24 protein-coding genes, 1 tRNA gene and 1 riboswitch are annotated in these 22,001 nt (G+C 63.8%); of the genes, 15 read left to right on the top strand and 10 right to left on the bottom strand.

Annotated elements, in window-relative coordinates; genetic code table 11:
- Window positions 1-10 precede the first annotated feature (10 nt).
- On the bottom strand, window positions 11-523 hold the full coding sequence (locus tag ACV1FX_RS21985; protein WP_027521514.1) for a GcrA family cell cycle regulator: 513 nt from the start codon (window positions 521-523) through the stop codon (window positions 11-13).
- A 457-nt stretch (window positions 524-980) separates the two neighbouring features.
- Between ACV1FX_RS21985 and ACV1FX_RS21980 the strand changes: the two genes are divergently transcribed.
- The 4 genes from ACV1FX_RS21980 (at window position 981) to ACV1FX_RS21965 (ending at window position 4,946) form a co-directional block, all read left to right on the top strand.
- Window positions 981-2,189, top strand: coding sequence for an acetylornithine transaminase (locus tag ACV1FX_RS21980; RefSeq protein ID WP_473119644.1), 1,209 nt, complete (start codon window positions 981-983; stop codon window positions 2,187-2,189).
- Complete coding sequence (gene argF, locus ACV1FX_RS21975; protein ID WP_473119643.1) at window positions 2,189-3,112, top strand: ornithine carbamoyltransferase; 924 nt, start codon at window positions 2,189-2,191, stop codon at window positions 3,110-3,112. Before ACV1FX_RS21980 ends, argF begins: the two co-directional genes overlap by 1 nt.
- A gap of 328 nt (window positions 3,113-3,440) precedes the next feature.
- On the top strand, window positions 3,441-4,448 hold the full coding sequence (locus ACV1FX_RS21970) for an Hsp33 family molecular chaperone (RefSeq protein WP_473119642.1): 1,008 nt from the start codon (window positions 3,441-3,443) through the stop codon (window positions 4,446-4,448).
- 138 nt (window positions 4,449-4,586) lie between these two features.
- Window positions 4,587-4,946 (top strand): hypothetical protein, encoded by a 360-nt coding sequence (locus ACV1FX_RS21965; RefSeq protein ID WP_473119710.1) that lies wholly within the window; start codon window positions 4,587-4,589, stop codon window positions 4,944-4,946.
- A gap of 53 nt (window positions 4,947-4,999) precedes the next feature.
- Here the strand turns inward: ACV1FX_RS21965 and apaG are convergent, their stop codons facing one another.
- On the bottom strand, window positions 5,000-5,386 hold the full coding sequence (gene apaG, locus ACV1FX_RS21960) for a Co2+/Mg2+ efflux protein ApaG (RefSeq protein ID WP_473119641.1): 387 nt from the start codon (window positions 5,384-5,386) through the stop codon (window positions 5,000-5,002).
- Window positions 5,387-5,564: 178 nt separating this feature from the next.
- On the opposite strand from apaG, the gene ACV1FX_RS21955 reads away from it, so the two are divergent.
- From ACV1FX_RS21955 to ACV1FX_RS21945, 3 genes are read left to right on the top strand one after another with little or no spacing between them, the layout of a single operon-like run.
- Window positions 5,565-6,824 carry an OpgC domain-containing protein gene (locus tag ACV1FX_RS21955; protein WP_473119640.1) on the top strand — a complete coding sequence of 420 codons (1,260 nt, stop codon included), beginning with the start codon at window positions 5,565-5,567 and terminating at the stop codon, window positions 6,822-6,824.
- Window positions 6,824-7,603 carry an SGNH/GDSL hydrolase family protein gene (locus ACV1FX_RS21950; RefSeq protein WP_473119639.1) on the top strand — a complete coding sequence of 260 codons (780 nt, stop codon included), beginning with the start codon at window positions 6,824-6,826 and terminating at the stop codon, window positions 7,601-7,603. The genes ACV1FX_RS21955 and ACV1FX_RS21950 overlap by 1 nt, the downstream gene beginning before the upstream one ends.
- Before the next feature lie 12 nt (window positions 7,604-7,615).
- Window positions 7,616-8,602: an SGNH/GDSL hydrolase family protein gene (locus tag ACV1FX_RS21945; protein WP_473119638.1), complete on the top strand. Its 987-nt coding sequence runs from the start codon at window positions 7,616-7,618 to the stop codon at window positions 8,600-8,602.
- Window positions 8,603-8,724: 122 nt separating this feature from the next.
- On the opposite strand, the gene ACV1FX_RS21940 is transcribed toward ACV1FX_RS21945, so the two are convergent.
- Complete coding sequence (locus ACV1FX_RS21940) at window positions 8,725-9,081, bottom strand: hypothetical protein (protein ID WP_473119637.1); 357 nt, start codon at window positions 9,079-9,081, stop codon at window positions 8,725-8,727.
- 129 nt (window positions 9,082-9,210) lie between these two features.
- Here ACV1FX_RS21940 and ACV1FX_RS21935 point away from each other — a divergent pair, with 129 nt between their 5' ends.
- The gene (locus ACV1FX_RS21935) at window positions 9,211-9,645 is read left to right on the top strand and encodes a hypothetical protein (protein ID WP_473119636.1); all 435 of its coding nucleotides are present in this window, start codon (window positions 9,211-9,213) and stop codon (window positions 9,643-9,645) included.
- Window positions 9,646-9,775: 130 nt separating this feature from the next.
- On the opposite strand, the gene ACV1FX_RS21930 is transcribed toward ACV1FX_RS21935, so the two are convergent.
- The gene (locus tag ACV1FX_RS21930) at window positions 9,776-10,963 is read right to left on the bottom strand and encodes an O-succinylhomoserine sulfhydrylase (RefSeq protein ID WP_473119635.1); all 1,188 of its coding nucleotides are present in this window, start codon (window positions 10,961-10,963) and stop codon (window positions 9,776-9,778) included.
- A gap of 74 nt (window positions 10,964-11,037) precedes the next feature.
- A riboswitch (SAM riboswitch) is annotated at window positions 11,038-11,117 on the bottom strand.
- Between the two features lie 79 nt (window positions 11,118-11,196).
- On the opposite strand from ACV1FX_RS21930, the gene ACV1FX_RS21925 reads away from it, so the two are divergent.
- The 3 genes from ACV1FX_RS21925 to ACV1FX_RS21915 all read left to right on the top strand — a co-directional run bounded on the left by ACV1FX_RS21925 (window position 11,197) and on the right by ACV1FX_RS21915 (window position 14,796).
- Window positions 11,197-12,333: a 2'-deoxycytidine 5'-triphosphate deaminase gene (locus tag ACV1FX_RS21925; protein WP_473119634.1), complete on the top strand. Its 1,137-nt coding sequence runs from the start codon at window positions 11,197-11,199 to the stop codon at window positions 12,331-12,333.
- A 228-nt stretch (window positions 12,334-12,561) separates the two neighbouring features.
- Window positions 12,562-12,975, top strand: coding sequence for a PAS domain-containing protein (locus ACV1FX_RS21920; protein WP_473119633.1), 414 nt, complete (start codon window positions 12,562-12,564; stop codon window positions 12,973-12,975).
- Between the two features lie 360 nt (window positions 12,976-13,335).
- Window positions 13,336-14,796, top strand: coding sequence for an MATE family efflux transporter (locus ACV1FX_RS21915; protein WP_473119632.1), 1,461 nt, complete (start codon window positions 13,336-13,338; stop codon window positions 14,794-14,796).
- On the opposite strand, the gene ACV1FX_RS21910 is transcribed toward ACV1FX_RS21915, so the two are convergent.
- From ACV1FX_RS21910 to ACV1FX_RS21890, 5 genes are all read right to left on the bottom strand, one after another.
- Window positions 14,793-15,254 (bottom strand): hypothetical protein, encoded by a 462-nt coding sequence (locus ACV1FX_RS21910; RefSeq protein ID WP_473119631.1) that lies wholly within the window; start codon window positions 15,252-15,254, stop codon window positions 14,793-14,795. The two genes, ACV1FX_RS21915 and ACV1FX_RS21910, sit on opposite strands and share 4 nt — an antisense overlap.
- Window positions 15,255-15,377: 123 nt before the next feature.
- A complete protein-coding gene (locus ACV1FX_RS21905; protein ID WP_473119630.1) occupies window positions 15,378-15,770 on the bottom strand; it encodes an SRPBCC family protein in 393 nt (130 codons plus the stop codon).
- 193 nt (window positions 15,771-15,963) lie between these two features.
- On the bottom strand, window positions 15,964-16,323 hold the full coding sequence (locus tag ACV1FX_RS21900; RefSeq protein WP_473119629.1) for a VOC family protein: 360 nt from the start codon (window positions 16,321-16,323) through the stop codon (window positions 15,964-15,966).
- Between the two features lie 56 nt (window positions 16,324-16,379).
- Window positions 16,380-17,219: a helix-turn-helix transcriptional regulator gene (locus ACV1FX_RS21895; RefSeq protein WP_473119628.1), complete on the bottom strand. Its 840-nt coding sequence runs from the start codon at window positions 17,217-17,219 to the stop codon at window positions 16,380-16,382.
- 9 nt (window positions 17,220-17,228) lie between these two features.
- On the bottom strand, window positions 17,229-17,807 hold the full coding sequence (locus ACV1FX_RS21890) for a methylated-DNA--[protein]-cysteine S-methyltransferase (protein ID WP_473119627.1): 579 nt from the start codon (window positions 17,805-17,807) through the stop codon (window positions 17,229-17,231).
- Between the two features lie 172 nt (window positions 17,808-17,979).
- Between ACV1FX_RS21890 and ACV1FX_RS21885 the strand changes: the two genes are divergently transcribed.
- Window positions 17,980-18,053: transfer RNA gene (locus ACV1FX_RS21885), tRNA-Gly, on the top strand.
- A gap of 97 nt (window positions 18,054-18,150) precedes the next feature.
- On the opposite strand, the gene ACV1FX_RS21880 is transcribed toward ACV1FX_RS21885, so the two are convergent.
- Window positions 18,151-19,116: a hypothetical protein gene (locus ACV1FX_RS21880; RefSeq protein WP_473119626.1), complete on the bottom strand. Its 966-nt coding sequence runs from the start codon at window positions 19,114-19,116 to the stop codon at window positions 18,151-18,153.
- A gap of 472 nt (window positions 19,117-19,588) precedes the next feature.
- Between ACV1FX_RS21880 and ACV1FX_RS21875 the strand changes: the two genes are divergently transcribed.
- The 3 genes from ACV1FX_RS21875 (at window position 19,589) to ACV1FX_RS21865 (ending at window position 21,841) form a co-directional block, all read left to right on the top strand.
- Complete coding sequence (locus ACV1FX_RS21875; RefSeq protein ID WP_473119625.1) at window positions 19,589-20,170, top strand: helix-turn-helix domain-containing protein; 582 nt, start codon at window positions 19,589-19,591, stop codon at window positions 20,168-20,170.
- Window positions 20,171-20,224: 54 nt separating this feature from the next.
- The gene (locus tag ACV1FX_RS21870; RefSeq protein ID WP_473119624.1) at window positions 20,225-20,689 is read left to right on the top strand and encodes a GNAT family N-acetyltransferase; all 465 of its coding nucleotides are present in this window, start codon (window positions 20,225-20,227) and stop codon (window positions 20,687-20,689) included.
- Between the two features lie 99 nt (window positions 20,690-20,788).
- Window positions 20,789-21,841 carry a LacI family DNA-binding transcriptional regulator gene (locus ACV1FX_RS21865; protein ID WP_473119623.1) on the top strand — a complete coding sequence of 351 codons (1,053 nt, stop codon included), beginning with the start codon at window positions 20,789-20,791 and terminating at the stop codon, window positions 21,839-21,841.
- Window positions 21,842-22,001: the final 160 nt, after the last annotated feature.

Raw genomic sequence — 22,001 nt, 5'->3', positions numbered from 1 at the left:
GTGGCTGAGCTCAGCGCGTGCCCGGCTTGGCCGGTGCGCGGCGGCGGTCGGCGGCCGGCTGGTAGGCAACGCGCGAATGCTGCGCGCAATAGGGCAGGCCCGAGAGCGATTTGCCGCCGCAGAAGAAGAAATCCGGGCTCGAGGGATCGCCGACCGGCCAGTGGCAGGTCGCCTCGTTGAGCTCGAGCAGCGACAGGCGCTGGCTCATCGGAACGACGTTGTCGTAGGTGATCGGATCGGGCTCGACCTCGACCTCGAAGGCCTGGGCGAGGGCGGTGTTGCCGCGGGAGATCGGGCGGCTCACCCGCATCATGTGCTGTGCGGGGCGCGCCTTGCGCGGCCGGGGAGCCGCCGAGGACGGGCTCTTGGCGCGGCCGGACAGGCCCAGCCGGTGCACCTTGCCGATTACGGCGTTGCGCGTCACGTTCCCGAGCTCGGCAGCGATCTGGCTGGCCGAAAGCCCGGCTTCCCAGAGCTTTTTCAATTGCTCGACGCGATCGTCGGACCAGGTCAAAACCGTCATTGCACCCTTCCCCTCGCCGCGCACCCTCAATCCTTGGGGCCGCGTGGCGATGTCTAAGCTTCGAAAAACCCGTGCCATCAGAATCCCTTAAGGCTCGCCGGGCGCGAAAAACGCACCTGAACGTTACGCCGGTACAAGAGGACTCAGAGGATCAGAACTGCTGCACGAGATGTCGTATCTGACGGGGGAAACGCTACAATATGGCGTGACTCCCGCGCAAGAGTCTGCGGCTCCGCGTCCACATGTTCCGTCGCTAAAAGAACTTAAAATCGCCACCGCAAGACTACGGATCGCGTGCCTTGCAGGGCCTTCTGGCGGCATTGACAGCGGTTTTTCCAGGCATAAAATAGTGACACGTGCCGCCCTTAAAAGGCGGCACGTTTCGTTTTCCGGGCAGGTCAATGATGCGCTGCGCAAGGCAGTCTCGTGAGCCGGCCTCAACATCCAAGTGACCGCCATGAACAAGAGCGCCGCGACGCATCTGCTTCCCGTTTTCGCCAGGGCCGAGCTCGGCTTCGAGCGCGGCGAAGGCTGCTGGCTGGTCGCGACAAACGGGGAGCGCTATCTCGATTTTACATCGGGTGTCGCTGTGAATGCGCTGGGCCATGCGCACCCCGCCCTGGTCAAGGCTCTGCAGGAGCAGGCCACGAAGCTCTGGCACATGTCGAACCTGTTTCAGAGCCCGGATGGCGAGAAGCTCGCCATCCGGCTCTGCAACGAGAGCTTTGCGGACTTCGTGTTCTTCTGCAATTCCGGCGCCGAGGCGATGGAATGCGTGATCAAGGTGGTGCGCCGCTATCACGCCACCAAGGGCCATCCCGAGCGCTACCGCATGATCACCTTCGAGGGCGCCTTCCACGGCCGCACGCTGGCAACGCTCGCCGCCACGGGGTCCGCGAAATATCTCGAAGGCTTTGGTCCGCCGATGGACGGGTTCGACCAGGTGCCGCATGGCGATCTGGAAGCCGTCAAGAAGGCGATCGGCCCACAGACCGCGGGCATCCTGATCGAGCCGATCCAGGGCGAGGGCGGCGTGCGCTCGGCGCCTCCTGCCTTCTATCGCGCGCTGCGCCAGCTCTGCGACGAACATGGCTTGTTGCTCGCGTTCGACGAGGTGCAGACCGGAATGGGCCGCACCGGCGATCTCTTTGCGCATCGCCGCCTCGGCGTGACCCCGGACGTGATGTCGCTTGCGAAGGCACTCGGCGGCGGCTTTCCGATCGGCGCCTGCCTTGCGACGGCCGAGGCTGCTTCCGGCATGACGCCCGGTTCGCACGGCTCGACCTTCGGCGGCAATCCGCTCGCCGTATCGGCAGCGAACGCCGTGCTCGACGTCATGCTCAAGCCCGGCTTCTTCGATCACGTGCAGAAGATGTCGCTGCTGCTCAAACAGAAGCTCGCCGCCGTGATCGACCGTCACCCCGACGTCGTCAGCGAGGTGCGCGGCGAGGGGTTGTTGGTCGGCATCAAGGCCGTGGTGCCTTCTGGCGATCTCGTCACGGCGCTGCGCGAGGAAAAACTTCTGACTGTCGGCGCCGGCGACAATGTCGTGCGCTTCCTGCCGCCTCTGATCGTCACGGAAGCGGAGATCGAGGAGGGCGTCACACGGCTCGAGCGCGCCTGCACGGCGATTGAATCGAATCTCAAGGCACGGGCGGCAAGCTGATGAGCAAGACGCCCAAGCACTTTCTCGACATTAACGAGCTGCCGCTATCCGAGCTCAGGAGCATGCTCGCCGCCTCCTCCGCGATGAAGGCGAAGCAGAAGGCGCATCAGCCGGTCAAGCCACTCGAGGGCAAGACGCTGGCGATGATCTTCGAGCGCCCATCGACGCGGACGCGCGTGTCGTTCGATGTCGCCATGCGACAGCTCGGCGGCGAGCCCATCATGCTCACGGGTGCCGAGATGCAGCTCGGCCGCGGCGAGACCATCGCCGACACAGCGCGCGTGCTGTCGCGCTATGTCGATGCCATCATGATCCGCATCCTCAATCACGATGCGTTGCTCGAGCTTGCCGCGAACGCGACCGTGCCCGTCATCAACGGGCTGACGCGGCGCTCCCATCCCTGCCAGGTGATGGCCGACCTCATGACCTATGAGGAGCATCGCGGTCCGATCGAGGGCAAGACGGTGGCCTGGACCGGCGACGACAACAACGTGCTTGCCTCCTGGGCGCACGCCGCCGAGCGCTTCAAGTTCAACCTCAATATCGCGACCCCGCCGGAGCTCGCGCCGAAAAAGCCGATGCGCGATTGGGTCAAGGCGACGGGCGCCCCGATCATGCTCGGCACCGATCCGGAGGCGGCTGTCCGCGGCGCCGATTGCGTCGTCACCGATACCTGGGTCTCGATGGGGGACAAGGAAGGCGAGCACCGCCACAACGTGCTCAAGCCCTACCAGGTCAACGCCAAGCTGATGTCGCTCGCCAAGCCCGATGCGCTGTTCATGCACTGCCTGCCCGCCCATCGCGGCGAGGAGGTCACCGACGAGGTGATCGACGGTCCGCAGTCGGTCGTGTTCGACGAGGCCGAAAACCGCCTGCACGCGCAGAAGGGCATTCTGGCCTGGTGCTTTGACGCGGTGAAGTGATTGGTTGTCGTCCGGCGGACGATAGTGAGAAATCCGTGACGACGGCAGTATGGAGTTGCTTTCGCCTCATGTTCGGTCGTCGTCCCGGACAAGCGCAGCGAAGCGGAGCGCAGATCCGGGATCCACAGCCAACAGGGGTGGTTTGGTGACGACCCGGAGTTGTCATCTCGCGCCACAACACAATCCTGTGGTTATGGGCCCCGGGCTCGCGCTATGCGCGCCCCGGGGCAACACCGAATTTGCGGTATCGTTTGCGATCAAAACAGCGTCCGGGTTGGGTTGCCCCGCCCCCTTCCATTTCACCCCCTCCGACCCCAGATAGAGCGCCATGGTCTCCCAATCCCCTGATATCAAGGCCGGGCTCGAAAGCCCGGTTCGCGCGCCATCTTCCGTTCCCGTCGACGATGCAGTGCTGCCCTTTGAGGTCGATGCGCTCGACGTGCGCGGACGCCTGACCCGGCTTGGGCCCGAGCTCGACGATATCCTCACCAAGCATGATTACCCCGCGCCGGTCGGCAAGCTGCTCGGCGAGGCCATCGTGCTGACCACGCTGCTCGGCTCGGCGCTGAAATTCGAAGGCCGCTTCATCCTCCAGGCCCAGACGGACGGCCCGGTGTCGTTCCTGGTGGTCGACTTCAAGGCTCCCGACCGCCTGCGCGCCTATGCCCGCTATGACGCCTCGCGGCTTGGCGAGGCCAAGGACTCCGGCTCGCTGCTCGGCCGCGGCCATCTCGCCATGACAATCGACCAGGGCGCGGATATGAGCCGTTACCAGGGCCTCGTCGCACTCGACGGCGGCAGCCTGGAAGACGCCGCGCATGAATACTTCCTGCGCTCCGAGCAGATCCCGACGAAGGTGCGCCTCGCCGTCGGCGAGGAATGGCGCTCGAGCGACGGCGGCAAGCACCGCTGGCGCGCCGGCGGCCTCTTGATGCAATTCCTGCCGAAGGCGCCGGAGCGTGCGCGGCAGGCCGACCTGCATCCCGGCGACGCGCCCGAAGGCACCACGCCGCATACCGTTGCCGAGGACGATGCGTGGGCCGAAGCGCGCTCGCTGATCGGCACGGTGGAGGACGTCGAACTGATCGATCCCGATCTCTCAGGCGAGCGGCTGCTCTACCGCCTTTTTCACGAGCGCGGCGTGCGCGTGTTCAATCCGCAGAGCCTGAAAGCGCAATGCTCATGCTCGCGCGATGCGGTGGCGGCGATGCTGAAGAGCTTTTCGCCGGATGACCGTGCCGCGATGGTCAAGGAAGACAAGGTCGTCGTGACCTGCGAATTCTGCAGCTCGGTGTATCAATTCACGCCGCACGAGGCGGGCGTGGAGAACGCTTAGCGCCATTGCTTCCGTTTTGCGCAATTGACCGAAAAATACGTTGGAGGCGCGCGTGCTCGCTCGACGCAGGGCAATTATAGCGTGTATGGTTCCCTCGCCAATTGTGGGGTGGGGGATGGAATGCGGTTTACGTTGAGCGTGGTGGCGTTGTTGCTGTCGGCTGGGATCGCACAGGCGGAAAAGATCGTCGCTTCGGGACATCCGCTGATGCTTTACCGAGCCTGGTCTACCAATCCCGATTGCACCTCTGCGGGCGCGGTGGTGTTGCGGGTCGCTCAAGCGCCCGAGCACGGCCGTGTCTCGATTCGGCATTCCGGCGTATTTCCGAACTTTCCAGAAGGCAATGTCCGGAACGTCTGCAATCGCCGTCGCGTGCCCGGAGTTGAGGCCACCTACGTCTCGCAGCGCGGCTATCTTGGCTCGGACATGGTCGTGCTCGATGTTCTGTATCCTGCTGGACGTGCTGTCAGAGTCACTCTGCCAATCCGGGTGATGTAACTGCGCGAGGCGCTGAACCTTTCTCTTGCGCCGTGCGAGCAGAGCAGGGACGGTCAGTTCAAAACGCGCTTGTTGTCCGGGCTGTCCAGCGAGAACGTCGGCACGTCGATCTCAAAACGCTCGCCGCTTTCGTTGACCATCTGGTAGCGGCCGGTCATGAAGCCCGAGGCAGTCGAGAGCGGGACGCCGGAGGTGTATTCGTAGCGTTCGCCGGGCGCGAGGATCGGCTGCTCGCCGATCACGCCTTCGCCCTTGACCTCCTGCTGCCGCCCCGTCGCGTCGGTGATGATCCAGTGCCGCGTTTTGAGCTGCACGGTCTCATCGCCGGAATTGGTGATCACGATGGTGTAGGACCAGAAGTACCGCGAGCCCGACGACTGCTCCGGCACAAAGTTCGGCTCGACGGTCACTTCGATCTGGCGGGTCACAGCACGGTACATGTTGCCATCATAACGAAAAGCTTGCCGGGAACCAATCGTGGTCCGCGACGTCAGCGACATCGTGCCGCCCGAATTGGCACCCTAGTTACACTCCAATGTGATCCGGTCGCTTTGCGAGCAGGCCACTGGCCCGGTACACTCCTCAAACGCTGCGATTTGCGCAAGGGTTTTGGCCCCGATGACCATTGCCGACCAAGTGACGGGATCGCCGGTCGCCGGAACCGCGGACGCGAAGTCCTCCGTGGAGAAGAAGCCGCGCGCGGCGGCGCCCGCCATCACGCTGCCCGTCATCGGCGAGCGCGAGCTGCGGCTCGACCTGTTCCGCGGGCTGGCGTTGTGGCTGATCTTCATCGACCACTTGCCGCCGAACCTGCTGACCTGGTTCACCATCCGCAACTACGGCTTCAGCGACGCCACCGAGATCTTCATCTTCATCTCGGGTTACACCGCGGCCTTCGTCTACGGCCGCGCGATGCTGGAAAACGGCTTCGTCATCGCCACCGCGCGGATCCTGCGCCGGGTCTGGCAGATCTACGTCGCCCACGTCTTCCTGTTCACGATCTTCCTCGCGGAAATCTCCTACGTCGCGACCAGCTTCGAGAACCCGCTCTACACGGAAGAGATGGGGATCATGGATTTCCTCAAGCAGCCCGACGTCACCATCGTGCAGGCGCTGCTGCTGCGCTTCCGGCCCGTCAACATGGACGTGCTGCCGCTCTATATCGTGTTGATGCTGGCGCTGCCGCTGATCCTCTGGCTGATGAAATGGAGGCCGGATCTCACGCTCGGCCTGTCGGTCGTGCTCTATGCGGTGACCTGGCAGTTCGATCTCTATTTTTCGGCCTATCCGAATGGCTTCTGGGCCTTCAACCCGCTCGCCTGGCAATTGCTGTTCGTATTCGGTGCCTGGTGCGCGCTCGGCGGGGCGCGGCGCATGTCGCGCATCCTGGCATCTCCCGTGACGATGTGGATCTCGATCGCCTATCTGGCCGCGGCATTCTACGTGACGCTGACGTGGTACGTGCCGCAACTTTCCCACTTCATGCCGAAGCGGATCGAGCAGTGGATGTATCCGATCGACAAGACCGATCTGGACGTGCTGCGTTTCACGCATTTCCTGGCGCTGGCCGCGCTCACCGTCCGTTTCCTGCCGCGGGATTGGCCGGGTCTGAAATCGCCGCTCCTGAGGCCGCTGATCATCTGCGGCCAGCATTCTCTGGAGATTTTCTGCCTCGGCGTGTTCCTGGCCTTTGCCGGCCATTTCATCCTGGCCGAGGTGTCCGGCGGCCCGGGCATGCATGCGCTGATTAGTCTCTGCGGAATCCTGATCATGTGGGCCATGGCCTGGGTGATTTCGTGGTACAAGCAGGTGGCTGACAAGAGCGGTTCTAAAACCAAAAACGCCGTCGGCAACGCCGATCTGGCGGGAGGGGGCTGATGAAGGCGAAGGTTCTCCTGAGCCTGATCCTGCTATGCGGTGCACTCGCCGCGCCTTCCGCGCGCGCCGAGGATAATGCTGCGCCTCAAGCACCCGCAGGGCCTGCGGCGTGCGAGGTGCCGTCCTATCTGCTCGCCACCGAAAGCAAGCTTCCGAAGGTCGCCGAGGCTGTGAGCAGTGCAAAACCGCTCGAAATCCTGGTCATCGGCAGCCGGTCGACCACCATCCCGTCGTCGGAAGAGAGCTCCTATCCGGCCCGGCTTCAGGCGATCTTGAAGGAGAAGCTGCCGTCGGAACCGCTGCACGTCTCCGTAGAACTACAGAGCAAGAAGACCGCAGAAGAGGCCGCATCGACCTTCGTTAAGCTTATGGAAGCGAAAAGGCCTACTTTGGTCATCTGGCAGACCGGGACCGTGGATGCTATCCGATCTGTCGATCCCGATGAGTTCCGCGGTGCCGTCACCGATGGCGTTACTGCGCTGCAAAACGCGGGGGCCGACGTTATATTGATGAACTTGCAGTACAGCCCGCGGACCGAAACCATGATCTCGGTGCCGCCCTATCTCGACAATATGCGCGTGGTGGCGCAGGAGCATGATATCCCGCTGTTCGATCGTTTCGCGATCATGCGTCAATGGAATGATCAGGGTCAGTTCGACCTGTTCAATCCGGCGCGCGGACCGGAGTTGGCGAAACAGGTCCATGATTGCCTTGGCCGGGCGCTGGCGCAGTTCGTCGTCGATGCCGCCCATCTCGGTCCGGCCCAGCAGCAAAATTGAGGTTTAGCGTAAATGAGTTCTTTCCGCCCTTTTCGCCTGACGGCATGGCTGGCTGCGCCCATGGCGGCCGCGCTGCTGATGCCCGTGCCACTGTCGTCCGCGCGCGCGCAGGCCGTGGCCGCCGCGCCGACGGCATCGCAAGCCGCCAATCCGGCGCCGGGGCCGCAAACAGCGACCGCCAGCCAGCAAGAATCTTCCCAGCAGCGCGGCCTCACAGCGCGGGCCATCGACAAGGTCAAGCAGGTCGCCAAGTCGGCCGGCGACATCTTCAGCCGCGTGCCGTGCCTGCCGCCCAAAGACGGCGCGAAATCGATGGGCTCGCTGCCGCATGTCGCGAGCAAGCTGATCGCGGGCAAGCCGGTGGTGATCGTTGCGTTCGGATCGTCGTCGACCGCGGGCTTCGGTGCAAGCTCGCCTGATTTCAATTATCCGAACCGCCTCGCTGCGCAGCTCCACCGGCAATATCCGAGCGCCAACATTGCCGTCATCAATGCCGGTGTCGGTGGCGAGGACGCACCCGAGATGATGAAGCGCCTCCAGAAAGAGGTGATCGATGTACATCCGGATCTCGTGATCTGGCAGGTCGGCACCAATGCGGTTCTGCGCAATCTCGATCCCGGCGATACCGCAAAGCTCGTCGAGGACGGCATCACGCGCATCCAGGCAGCCGGCGATGCCGACGTCGTGCTGGTCGATCCGCAATATTCGCCGCGTGTCACCGAGCGTCCCGAGAGCGCCGGCAAGATGGTGAAGCTGCTCGGCCGCGTTGCCGAGCTCCGCCACGTCGGCATCTTCCCTCGCTTCGAGGTGATGCGCGACTGGCACGAGAAGCAGGCCATTCCGGTCGAGAGTTTCGTCATCTCCGACGGCCTGCACATGAATGATTGGGGCTACGCCTGCTTCGCGCAGCTCCTCGGCGATGACATCATCCGCTCAGTCGGCCAGATCAAGCTCGGCGTCAATGTGCCTGCGGACGTGCGGACGTACCGGCCGATGTAGCAATCTTGCCTCTCTCTCGCAGGGGGAGAGCTATCGTTCGAGATGCCTGGCCCTTCGCGGAGGCTTCGCGGCGCGACCGGCTCGCTCGCGCCGTTCTCGACATCCACGACCCTGCGCCGACCTTATTTCGGAAGGCATTCCACATTGAAGGCAATGATGATCTGCTCCGGGTCAGCCTTGCCTATGCTTCGCAGATCTTCCAAGCCGCTCCTCAGCTTGGCTCCCGCGTCTCTCAAGCTGGCTTCGAGCGTCGACTTGGCTGCCTTGCATCGCTCTTCACTCGAGAATTCCTGAAACACCACTGTTGGGAGGAGCCTCCATTCCGCCCTGTCGCTTGTCGCGGCCGGACTGACTGAGTAGGAGAAGACGTACATCAAAATCCACATCGGCTTGCTCCACGTGCGCATGCGACGGGCGGCGCCGACGAAATCGTCGGGCCTCGCTTGCTGCGGTAGTGTGATGAGGGGGCGCGTCGACAAGCCATGATCTGGATCAAGGTGCGTTCGCGCTGACGGGGCGCCTCGTTGATCTAGATCAAGTCCGGATCGAGGCTGATCCAACAGGCTGATGACGCAGCGCGGGGTGGTGCAACCTGTCGGGGCGATGCGATGAAGTGCTGGGCGAGGCTGGTGGCCGCTGCGCTATTGCTGCTCGGATCGCGCGCAAGTGATGCCGCCGTGCGGATTACGGATGATCCCGGCGGGCGAATTGGGAAATATGTATACCGATATGAAAGACTGCGCGCTTCGGGCCAGTCTGTCATCATCGATGGTTTCTGTGCCTCGGCTTGTACCATCGTCCTGGCGACCATCCCCGCGGACAGAATTTGCGTGACGTCGCAGGCGGAACTCGCCTTCCACGCAGCGTGGGATTTCGGCCCGCGTGGACGCCCCGTCACAAATCCCGGCGCGACCCGAATGCTCTACTGGATGTATCCGATGCCGGTACGACGGTGGATCACCGACCGCGGCGGCCTGACGCCCCGAACGATCTTCCTGCGCGGAAGGCCGTTAAAGGCGATGTATCGGTCATGTCAGGCCTGAGATGATCCGGAAACGCGTGAAGCGGTTTTCCCTCGCGACAAACGCGGAACGCGTCTGCGCGGAGATCATGCTCAAACAATAACCTGAAGCGCGATGACGATTCATCCCAATCTCATCGCGCTTCGCTGCCTCACGCCTTCTCCAGCGCCGCGGTGAGATCCTCGATCAGATCATCGCAATGCTCGAGCCCTGCGGAGAAGCGGATAAAGCCCTCACTGATGCCGAGCGCGGCGCGGTCTTCCGGCTTCAGGCGCTGATGCGTCGTGGTGGCCGGATGCGTCACCAGGCTCTTGGCGTCGCCGAGATTGTTGGAAATCTTGGCGAGCCTGAGCGCGTTGAGCACGCGGAACGCGGCCTGCTTGCCGCCCTTGACCTCGAAGCCGACGAGCGTCGAGCCGCCGCGCATCTGCTTCTTCACCAACGCCGCCTGCGGATGGTCGGCGCGGCCGGGATAGACCAGCCGCGAGATTTTGGGATGGCTGGCGAGCACCTCGGCAATGCGGCCAGCGGTGTCGGTCTGCGCGCGCACGCGCACGCCCAGCGTCTCCAGTCCCTTGAGCAAAACCCAGGCGTTGAACGGCGAGATCGACGGGCCGGTCTGGCGCATGAAGTTATGGAGGTGTTCGGCGATGAAGGCTTCCGAGGACAGGATGACGCCGCCGAGGCACCGGCCCTGGCCGTCGATATGCTTCGTCGCGGAATAGACCACGACATCGGCACCGAGCGCGAGCGGGCTCTGCCAGATCGGCGTCGCGAACACGTTGTCGACGACGAGCCGCGCGCCGGCCTTGTGTGCGATCTCGGCGATGGCGGGAATGTCGAGCACGTCGAGCGTCGGATTGGTCGGGCTTTCCAGGAAGAACGTCTTGGTGTTCGGCTTGACCGCACGCTGCCACTGATCGAGATCGAGTCCGTCGACCAGCGTGGTCTCGATGCCGTAGCGCGGCAACAGATCCTGCACCACGTAGAGACACGAGCCGAACAGCGCCTTTGATGCCACCAGGTGGTCGCCAGCCTTCAGCGGTGCCAGGATTGCGGTCGTCACCGCCGCCATGCCGGTCGCCGCCGACCGCGCCGCTTCCGCGCCCTCGAGCTCGATCATGCGTTGCTCGAACATCGCGATCGTCGGATTGGAATAGCGCGAATAGATAAAGCCGGGATCTTCGCCCTTGAACCGCGCCTCGCATTCCTCGGCGCTGTTGTAGACGTAGCCCTGAGTCAGGAATAGCGCCTCGGACGTCTCGCCATATTGCGAGCGCAGGGTGCCGGAATGAACCAGCCGGGTTTCGGGGCGATAGTTGGCAGGCGACTTCGACATAGGTACCTCCGACATGACCATTGATGCGAAAATGGTCACAAAAAAACCGGCCTGGATATCTCCACTGGCCGGGATCACAGAGGTCCCCGGCCTGTTTAGCGACTTATTTAACGTGGCTGCAAGCCGGCCGGCTCAAATCACCACGGGATAAGTCATGCTCTTATTCCGTCATGCCCTTTTCGTCAAGGCATCCATCGGATAGCGATAAAAGGTTCGTTTTCTCGCATTTTTGGATGCGTTTGACCCGAGATGAGGACCACCGGTTGACGTTCACGGTCGCCGCCAACGCCAATGGTATCCTGCCCGACCGCATGATCGCGGCGATGGCGGATGGCGGGCTCATCCTGCCCGCCTACGACTTCGTCGAGAGCCAGATTCAGCCGGCGAGCCTCGATTTGCGCCTCGGTGATATCGCCTACCGCGTCCGCGCGAGCTTCCTGCCCGGGCCCGGCGCCACCGTCGCCGAGCGCATCGACGAGCTGAAGCTGCATGAGTTCAGCCTCGCCGACGGCGCGGTGCTGGAGACCAACTGCGTCTACATCGTGCCGCTGCTCGAGAGCCTCGCGCTGCCGCCGGAGATCGTCGCGGCCGCCAATCCGAAAAGCTCGACCGGCCGGCTCGACGTCTTCACCCGCGTGATCGCCGACGGCACCCGCCGTTTCGACATGATCGGCGCGGGCTATCACGGTCCGCTCTATGCCGAGATCAGTCCAAAGACGTTCCCGGTGCTGGTGAGCGAGGGCTCGCGGCTTTCGCAGGTGCGCTTCCGTACCGGCGATGCCGTCCTCAACATCGAGGAGCTCGAGGCGCTGCATGCGACCGAGCGTCTCGTCGATATCGACGAGGCGGATCTCACCGGCGGCGTCGCCGTCTCCGTCGATCTCTCCGGCGAGAAGGGCGGCGGCTTCGTCGGCTATCGCGCCAAGCGCCACACCGGCGTCGTCGATGTCGATCGCCGCGCCGGCTACGCGATCGAGGATTTCTGGGAGCCGATCTCCGCGCGTCCCGACGGCAGCCTCATTCTCGATCCCGGCGAATTCTATATCCTCGCCTCCAAGGAAGCGGTGCAGGTGCCGCCGGACTACGCTGCGGAGATGGTGCCGTTCGATCCCCTGGTCGGCGAATTCCGCGTGCACTATGCCGGCTTCTTCGATCCCGGCTTCGGCTACGCCGGCGCCGGCGGGCAGGGGGCACGTGCCGTGCTTGAAGTGCGCTCGCGCGAAGTGCCGTTCATCCTCGAGCACGGCCAGATCGTCGGCCGCCTCGTCTACGAGAAGATGCTGGCGCGGCCCGATGCCATGTATGGCCAGCGAATCGGCTCGAACTACCAGGCGCAGGGCCTGAAGCTGAGCAAGCATTTCCGGGTGTAGCTGCTAGCCTTGCTCCCCGGTGTCGTCCTGGCCTAGTTGCGCAATTGCGCACGGGGGCGAGGACCCATAACCCCAGGGAGTAGTTTGGCGAAGACTCCGGGTTGAGGGCTATGCGCTAAAACTGCTCCTGGGATTATGGATCCCGGGTCGCGCTTCGCTTGCCCGGGACGACAGCGTAGTGTGTTGCGGCATCACGATAACGATAAGCTCTGTAGCGGATGAAACGCGATGACAGATCAATCCCAACTCGACGCACGTATCCTCGACGACGTTGCGGATGCGCTGATCTATTCGGATCGGGCGGGCACGATCGTCCGATGGAATCGTGGGTCGAGCGCCCTGTTCGGCTTCTCGGCGCAGGAAGCGCTGGGCCAAAATCTCGACCTCATCATTCCCGAACATTTGCGCGCCGCGCACTGGAAGGGCTTTGAGGCCGCGATCGCAAGCGGCACGATGAAGCTCGCGGGCCGGCCCACGCTGACCCGCGCGCTGCACAAGAGCGGACGCAGACTCTACATCGAGATGACGTTTGCGCTGGTGCGGGATGCGGGCGGCGCCGTGCAGGGTTCGGTGGCGATGGCGCGCGACGTGACAGAGCGGGTCGAGCGCGAGCGTGCCGCAAAGGCTGCGTCCTCGCCGTAGAATTCGCGAAGCGGACCAGGGCAGGCGCTCGTGCACGGTGTCCGGCTGCCAGCGGGTGCAGCCGGCAAGCCGCCGTTCTTGCGGAGCATAGGTTAGCGAAGATCCTGCCCGCGCGCTTCACCTCGCCCCGCCCCGCTTGCGGGGAGAGGGAGTGAAGCACTTTTCCACGCGCCGAAATGCGCTACCGCAGAGGGGCCGTGCGCCGGACGCAGGCGGAATCAGTTCGTGGCGTGCTAACACAGGCCGTTCATATCGTTCGTTCAGGGGTTGAAGCCGGTCAATTGACGGTGAACGTGATCGCGCTCACAGACGCAGCGGCCAAATCGCCGTAGCGGTTCAAAAGGCTTTTCGGGAGAGGAAATGTCCGACGTCGGCGTCGCCGAGCTTCCGGTCGATGAGCAGGAGCTGGCGCCACCACCGCAGCCGGCGAAGCCTGCTGTGCCACGCAGCGCGCTGGTCGATGGGCCGATCCTGCGCACGCTGCTCAACCTCGCCTGGCCGAACGTGATCGGACTGTCTGCGGGCACCTGCGTGGTGATCGCGGAAACCTCCTATATCGGCCGCCTTGGCGTTGAATCGCTCGCCGCGATGGTGCTGGTGTTTCCCTGCGTGATCCTGATGATGACGATGTCCGGCGGCGCCATGGGCGGCGCCGTGGCTTCCGCGATCGCGCGAGCGCTCGGTGCAGGCGACCGCGATCGTGCCGGCACGCTTGCCGCGCATGCGCTCCTGATCGGCATCACCTTCGGTCTCGTCTTCATGCTGGGCATGCTGATCTTCGGGCCGCATCTGCTCGAGTTGCTTGGCGGCCGCGGCAATGTGCTGACGCAGGCGATCGCCTATACGCAGGTGTTTTTCGGCGGTGCGGTGCTGCCATGGCTGCTCAACACCCTGGCCGGCGTGCTGCGCGGCACCGGCAACATGAAGCTGCCGTCGCTGTTGATGCTCAATTCGGCGGTGTGCCAGGTCATCTTGGGTGGCACGCTGGGTCTCGGGCTTGGGCCGGTCCCGCAATTCGGGATGCGCGGCGTCGCCGCCGGCTCGCTGATCGCCTACACGATCAACATCAGCGTCATGGGCTGGTACCTGTTTTCCGGCCGTGCCCGCGTGGTGCCCAGGCTGGCCGGCTTGAGGGTGCAGTGGGCGATGTTCTTCGACATCCTGAAAGTGGGTGCGATCGCCTGCTTCTCGCCGCTGCAATCGGTGCTGACCGTCTCGATCCTCACCCACATGCTGGCGAAATTCGGCACCGCGATCCTTGCCGGCTACGGCGTCGGCGCGCGGCTCGAATTCCTGCTGATCTCGATCGCGTTCGCATTCGGCATCGCCTCGGTGCCGATGGTCGGCATGGCGATCGGCGCCGGTAAGATCGCACGCGCGCGACGCATTGCCTGGACGGCCGGCGTGGCCGCGTTTCTCGCCGTCGGCACACCCGCGAGCCTCGTCGCCATCTTCCCCGATCTCTGGGTCAACATCTTCACCGACAGCGCGACCGTGCGGGCGACCAGTCATCAATATCTGTCCACCGTCGCGCCGTTCTACGCCTTCATGGGCCTCGCCACCGCGATGTATTTTGCATCTCAGGGCGCGGCCAAAGTGCTGGGGCCGGTGCTGGCACAGACTGTGCGCCTCCTGTTCATTTCGGTCTGCGGCTGGTGGCTGTCAACGCAAGCGGCGACCGCGCAGAGTTTCTTCTGGCTCGCGGCGAGCTCGATGGTCGTACTTGGGACGCTCTCGTGCTCCAGCGTCGTGCTGACGCGCTGGGGACCGCGTGCAGGCAAGCCGGACATTCGGCCGGCTCTGTCCGGCGTTGCCGATTAGTGATGCCTGTGCCGGCGATGGCCGCCGCCGCCGACATTCGCGAGCCGCATCAATTGCGGGATCATCGCCATCATGTCGCCGCCGCCCGAACCGCCGAGCATGGCCATGATATCGCCGCCGCCCACACCCATGCCGCCCATCGGCGCGTAGCCGCCATAGCCGCCGCCGAAACCGGGGCCGCCAAAACCACCGCCACCCATCATGCCACTAAAGCCGCCGTTCTCCATCATGCGGCTCATCATCGGGCCCATGGTCTGCATCAGCATGGCGAAGCGGCGCTTGCCCATCTTCGCCTTCATCATCTCCAGCATCGGAGCCATCTGCGTCATGATGTCCTGACCGCCGGCATCTCCGCCGCCACCGAGACCTGCGAACTGTGCGCGCGCGGGCGTGCTCGTGATGGAAAACAGCAGCAGCACGACGGCTGCCTGGCAGATCACCTTGTCAGCACCTCTCATGGCTTGCTCCCTTGGCTGGCTTCCTGCATGCGTGGCGCCCGGAGACAGAGCCACACGGACGCATGGCGCCATAGTTAGAGCCGCCGCGGGGAGGGCTCTGTGAAAATTGTCACAGAGGAACTGCTAGCCCGGAAAGGCTTTGTGCACGGCGTGCACGGCCTCCTTGGTCTGTCCCTGCACGTAAGCTGCGAGCTCGTTCGGCAGCATGTCGATGGTCCAGACCAGCCGGCATTTCGCCTCGCCGTCGGCGATCACCTGCACCGAGGCGCTGTAATGCTTCAGCCGCTCGTTGCTGATCGCATAGACCAGCCGCTGCCGCGCCTCGTCGCAATCGACCATGACCTCGCGCGCGACTGAGCCATTGGAGAAAGTCACGATGCGCGCATCGCCATCGAGCTGGCACGCCGTGACGAAACCCGGCACGAGACGCTCGTGCAACGCGCCGAAATCGCGCACCGCATCCCACACGTCGCGCGCAGTCGCATTGAGAGGGATGTCGTTGTGGATGGAGGCCATGGATGTGTCCTTGATTGGGGAGAGATGAGCCCGGGGCAGGTGCATGCCACACTCTCAGGTGTCATCGCCCGACTTGTTCGGGCGATCCAGTATTCCAGAGACGGGTGTGATTGAATCGAGAAGCCGCAGCGTGCTGGATGCCCCGGTCAAGCCGGGGCATGACAGCGTGCGTGGGGCGCTAGTGGTTGCCACCTCACGTGCAAGCCGCCTCGACATTGTTGCCGTCGGGGTCGATCAAGAACGCCGCATAATAGGTCGGGCTGTAGTCCTTGCGCGGGCCGGCGCCGCCATTGTCGCGGCCGCCGGATTTCAGGCCTTCGCTGTGGAATTTCTTCACGGCGTCGTGGTCTTTCGCCCGAAACGCGATATGGGCGCCGTCGGCCTTGCGCCCCTTGTTCAGATGCAGCCAGAGCGCCGGCTCGCCCTTGGGCCCGAAGCCGGCATAGCCGTCGCCGCTCGAACACAGGACATAGCCGAGGGGACCGAGCACCGCGGTATAGAACCGCGTGCTCGCGTCGAGGTCGGCAACGCGCAATCCGATGTGGTCATACATAATCGTCTCCATTGCAAAAGCGCGCCGCTTGGTGGCACGCGCCGGAGACGAACTAATCAGTTGAGGGCCAACCGCTCTTGGAAAATCTTGCGCATCCCCCGAGAGGCCTGGCGGAACTTCGTCGGCGACACGCCGGCGGCGCGATGGAAGGTGCGGACGAAGTTGGAGAGATCGCCGAAGCCGACGTCATAGGCGATGTCGGTGACCGCGATGTCATCATCGCTCAACAGGCGCGCTGCGTGGCGCAGCCGCGAGCGCACGAGATATTGATGCGGGGTGACACCGAGCACGCCCGAGAACAGGCGCAGGAAGTGGAACGGGCTGAGACCGGCCTGCCGCGCGGCCTCGTCGAGGTCGATTTCGTCTGCCGAATTCTCATCGATCCACAGCGCGCTCTCCACCGCGCGGCGGCGGTCGCGTGCCGTCGGCGAAACCTGCTTGCGCGGCTTGCCCGAGACCACCTCGACGAAGCGGCCCGCTAAGATCTGTCCGATCTCGTCGATGCCCAGATCGCTGTTGCCATCTGCTGCCGTCTGGGCCAGCTCGCCTAGCACCATCAGCTCGGGCAGTGGCGGCGTGGCGCCGACCAGCCAGACATCGCGCCGTCCGCCCAGCGCTTCGACGAGGTCTTCGCTGATGAAGAACGACAGGCACTCGTCGCCGCTGACATGCTCATGCGTGCAGGTGTATTCCTCGCCGGGAGCGCCGACCAGCACCGAGCCCGCCACCAGATCGAAGAAGCCTGCCCGGCAATGGCAGCCGAAGCTGCCCTCGCGGACATAGGCCAGCGAATGGCCGGTACGGTATTCGGCAAACGGCTTGTCGTCCGGTCCCGCATCGCAGCGAAACCGCGACACCGTCATCGCAGGCGTCGTCTTCAGCGTGGTCGCTTCCATCCAGGCTATCTAGGTAGGTGCGCGCGGCGGGGCAACCGGCAGGAGCACCTCGAACAGCGTCTTGCTGGCGACCGGATGGGCGCCCTCGAGCGAGAGCAGCCGGCGTTTTGAAATCACCCCGCCATAAGGCGAGATCCGGTCGGCATAGTTCCCGACCTCGAGCACGCGGTGGCACGGCACGATGATCATGAAGGGATTTTTGCCGATGGCCTGCGCCACCGAATGCAAGGCGCCGGATGCGCCCAGCGCCTTGGCGATCTCGCCATGGGTGCGCGTCTCTCCGCGCGGAATGGCGCGGGCGAAGTCATAGACGCGCCGGCTGAAGCCGGGAACGCCGCTCATATCGAGGCTGACGTCGGGGAGGTCGGCGGCCTCGCCATGCAGGAACGCCGCGATGGCCTCGATCGCAAGCTCGGTGTTGCCGTCCGGCCGCTGCTCGCGCGCCTCAGGATGGATCTGGAAAATCCGGCGGCGGGTGTCGAGCTCCCGCGCTTCCGGCAATTGCACGGCCACGACCCCGGCGCCGCTCCAGACGATGCCGCAGCGGCCGATCGCCGTATCGAATATCGCGTAAGCCCGCCCCACCATGTGCACGCCCCACTCATGCACGCCTTAGCCCGGACAGGGATCATAACACCGCCACAATCCGGCGCACCTGGATTCTTGCCAAGACGTTAAGAAGCGTGAGGGCAGAGGCGCCAAAGCGCTTGGCGCGAAGCGCCGTCTCGGCTAATCAGGAGGGCGCAGACCACGCGTCTCCGCGGGCGTAGTTCAATGGTAGAACGGCAGCTTCCCAAGCTGCATACGAGGGTTCGATTCCCTTCGCCCGCTCCAAAGCCTTGCTCATCCGCCGTAGCCGCATGCACCGGAGTGCAATCCGGGCTACGCTGGTTTACATCGGAGCTTATAGAGCGCACCACACGGAAGAGTGCTAAATTGGTGATGCCGCAAGTGCGTCTTTTGAGAGGCGTCGGCTGGAGGGCTTCTCTGCAGGTCGCCGACGGCTGCCAATATCCTCCGAAAGCGCGGTTCGAAGCCGGCTGCTCAACGTCTGCAGAAACACATAATCTTTGAACTTGTAGTGCGCGGGCTCTAGCTTTCTGTCGCCAACCGTTGCCGTCGGCGGAGCCCCAAAACCCCATTTCTCGACAGTCTCGTCGTCGGGTTCCTTGATGCCCAAAAGATCACGGTACCGATCAACGTTTACGGTACTTATTTCTTTGGCGTCATCGGGGAAGAGCGGGACATACAGCTTCTCCGCGCATGACGCGAGTGTGAGGGCATACGCGACCCGAAAGTAGGCATCACGAGCCTCACCGCTCAAGAGCAGGCCCGAATGAAAGTACCATTTCGAGATTGCGCGACCGATAGCTTCGCATTTGTGCGGATCGAGTGATCTCATATTGGCCGAGACAGGGGAGGCGAGGTCAGGGAAGTAGATAGCCAATGGTGAAGTAGCCGCCACAAGTTCTGGGTAACTTTCGAGCCTCTTTTCGTGAGTGGTTCGATCCAGGTCGGCTTTCTGATTCCGACGGGCTGCCTTCAAAGTAGCGAAAGCTTGCCGGTGAGCAGCCAGCTCAGCAGCGCGAGCGCTCCGGCGAGCCACCAACATGGAAGCGCAAACGGCAAAAAGCCCAACGATAGCTGTGAGAACCGGCGGACCCCAAAAGCCAAGCGTATCGTCAAGTTTTCTGGTCTCAAGCGCAAGCTTTTTAGCCTCGAGCTCGAGCTTTTGAACTTCGAGCTTGGCCTTGCGCTGCTGCAGGCTTCCGGCTTCCCGCTGCTGCAGGAGGCTCGAATCCTGCTGCGGCGCTGCAGTCGAATTCCAGAACAGCACCAGCCCAACGACGACTAGGGCCGCGCGCACTTTGTGAAGACTAGAAGATCGCGTCGGCATCTGCTTCCTCAAGAGGCGAGACGACACTTCACACCGTGTGTAACGAGCTATCACACATCTCGATCAGAGTTTATGAGCTGGTTCACTTTCTCGACCGGCAACTGAGCCGCGCATCGTAGAAGTGCATCATGTTCGGCCTGAGACGCTCGTGTGCTCGCACAGGGCCGGCTTCTGCTGCTACAGCACAAGCTTGCTAAACTTGTATTGATCGGCCGCATTCCGCACGCGACCAAAGCTTTGGGATTCAGCTCAAAGCTGTATACGAGGATTCGATCCCCTTTTCGCCTGCTCCAAGCTGTCTTTGGCCAGCGTCTGATCTCCATCCGGCGCCATCGCGCTGTGCGTCGTTCGCGCGCACAAAAGATTCTAATATATTAGTCTCTCGATCCCGGCGCTCGCCGCGCATCCCGTTAAGCTCCTTCATGCCTTGGCGGGTGCGGTCCGTTGCCAGGCAAGGTTTGGATGAGAGGCAATGGATCAGCAAAAGCTCGACCGGGCGATCGGTCGCCGATTGAAGACGCTCAGGATGCAAGCCGGCATGACCCTGAACGAACTCGCCGCACGCTCCGGCGTTAGCCGCGCGATGATCGGGCGGGTGGAGCGTGCGCAGAGCAGCGCCACGGCGGCTCTGCTCAACAAGCTCTGCGCGGCGCTCGACGTCTCCTTGAGCGACGTCGTCGCACTCGCTGAGAAGCCGCCGGAGCGGTTGGTGCGGCTCGCCGACCAGCCGCAATGGCGCGATCCCGAGAGCGGCTATCGCCGCCGTCACGCCTCGCCGGCCGATGCTGCCTCCGGCATCGAGACCATCGTCGTCGACCTTCCGGCCGGCGCGCGCGTGTCCTACAGCCCGTGGGGCCGTAACGCTTTCACGCAGCAGCTCCTGATGCTTGAAGGGGCGATCTGCGTCCATATCGACGCCAAGGCGTTGCGGCTGCGCGAAGGCGATTGCCTCGACTTCGATGTCATGCGTGCGGTGACATTCGAGAATGAAAGCCGGCAGGATGCGCGCTACGTCATCGTCGTCCGGCGCGGCACAAGCTACGGAAAAGTCTGATGCCGCTGCGTGTTCATGCTGAAGCGTCGCCGAACCTTGAGAAAGAGAAGTGCCATGCAGATCCGTACCGGCGACACCAATGATCCGCGCGTGATCGCGCTGCTCGACTATCACCGGACGAGCGCGGCGGCGCAGACGGCGCCGGGCAGCGCGCATGCGCTCGATCTGTCCGGCCTGCGTGCGGCGGACGTCGCGTTCTGGACCGGCTGGGATGATGAGACGCTGGTTGCCACCGGCGCGCTGAAGGCGCTCTCCGTCTCCCATGGCGAGGTGAAGTCGATGCATACGCTTCAAACCGCGCGCCGGCGCGGCTTTGGCGCGCTCATGCTCGGCCACATCATCGGAGAAGCCCGCTCCCGCGGCATGGCGCGGCTGAGCCTCGAAACCGGTTCGTGGGATTATTTCAAGCCCGCGCACGCGCTTTACCGGGCGCACGGGTTTGTGCCGTGTGATCCGTTTGAGGGCTATGTCGAGGATCGCAACAGCCTGTTCCTGACGCTCTATCTGTCCGGGCGCTGAGACCCGCGGCGGCTCGCCACCATGGGACGCAGGCCCGTCCCCAATCCGTTCCTCAAAATGAGTTGCGTACCTCAGAAAACCTCTGCTAGCCTTCAGCCCATGACGCAGGACGCGCCCACCGCGCTGACATTGAGGGACATCGCCCGCCAGGCTGGCGTCAGCCTCGCCACGGTCGATCGCGTCCTGCACAACCGGCCCGGCGTGCGGCCCGATACGGTGCGGCGCGTCAAGGAGGCGATCGAGCGCAATTCCTTCCAGCCGCATGTCGCCGCCGCCGAGCTCGCCCGCGGCCGCGCCCGGCGCTTCGCCTTCGTGATGCCGTCGGGGCCGAACCTGTTCATGCAGCAGATCCAGTCCTATCTCGGCGAGATGACGGCCTGGCTCTCGGCACGCCGCCTCGCGGTCGAGATGATCGCGACCGACGTGTTCGACGCATCCGTGCTCGCGTCTTCGCTCGAAGCTCTCGTCGGTATGTATGACGGCATCGCCGTCGTGGCGCTCGATCATCCCGGCGTGCGGGCGGCGATCAACGATCTCGTCGATGGCGGCACCAAGGTGGTGACGCTGGTCTCTGACGTGCCGTCGTCGCGGCGCCACCATTATGTCGGCATCGACAATATCGCGGCCGGACGCACCGCCGGCGCGCTGGTCGGGCGGCTCGTGGGCCCGAGATCTGATTTGAGCTCCGGCAAGGTCGCGATCATCGCGGGCTCGCAGGGCCTGCGCGATCATGCCGAGCGTATCTTCGGCTTCAACCAGGTGATGGCCTCGGAGTTCATCGAGCTCAGCGTGCTGCCGGTGCTGGAGGGCCGCGACGAGGACGAGCGCTCCTGGCAGCTATTGGCGCGGCTGCTCGCCAAGCATCCTGATATCGTCGGCCTCTATAATGTCGGCGCCGGCACGCAGGGCGTGGCCAGGGCGCTGGTCGAGTCCGGCCGGGACAAGCAGATCGTGTTCGTCGGACACGACGTCACGGTGCTCACGCGAAAACTGCTGCTGCAGGGCGTGATGGACGCCGCGATCTCGCAGAACCCCGGGCACGAGGCGCGCGCCGCCGTGCGCGTGCTGCTGGCGTTGGCGCGCGGCGAGCCGATCTTGAGCGAACAGGAGAAAATCCGCATCGACATCGTGATGCGGGACAATTTGCCCTGAAGCATGATCCGGAAAAGTGTGAAGCGGTTTTCCGAAAAGATCATGCGCAAACAACAACCTAAAGCGCGATGACGGTTCATCCTGATCTCATCGCGCTTTAGCAGGCAGAACGGATGTGTGAGGACGGCCCGTGCGGGACAGGCGACAGAGATCGCCAGCC

The sequence above is a fragment of the Bradyrhizobium ingae genome, from assembly GCF_055791185.1.
This window is presented reverse-complemented; position numbering and strand designations above follow the sequence as displayed.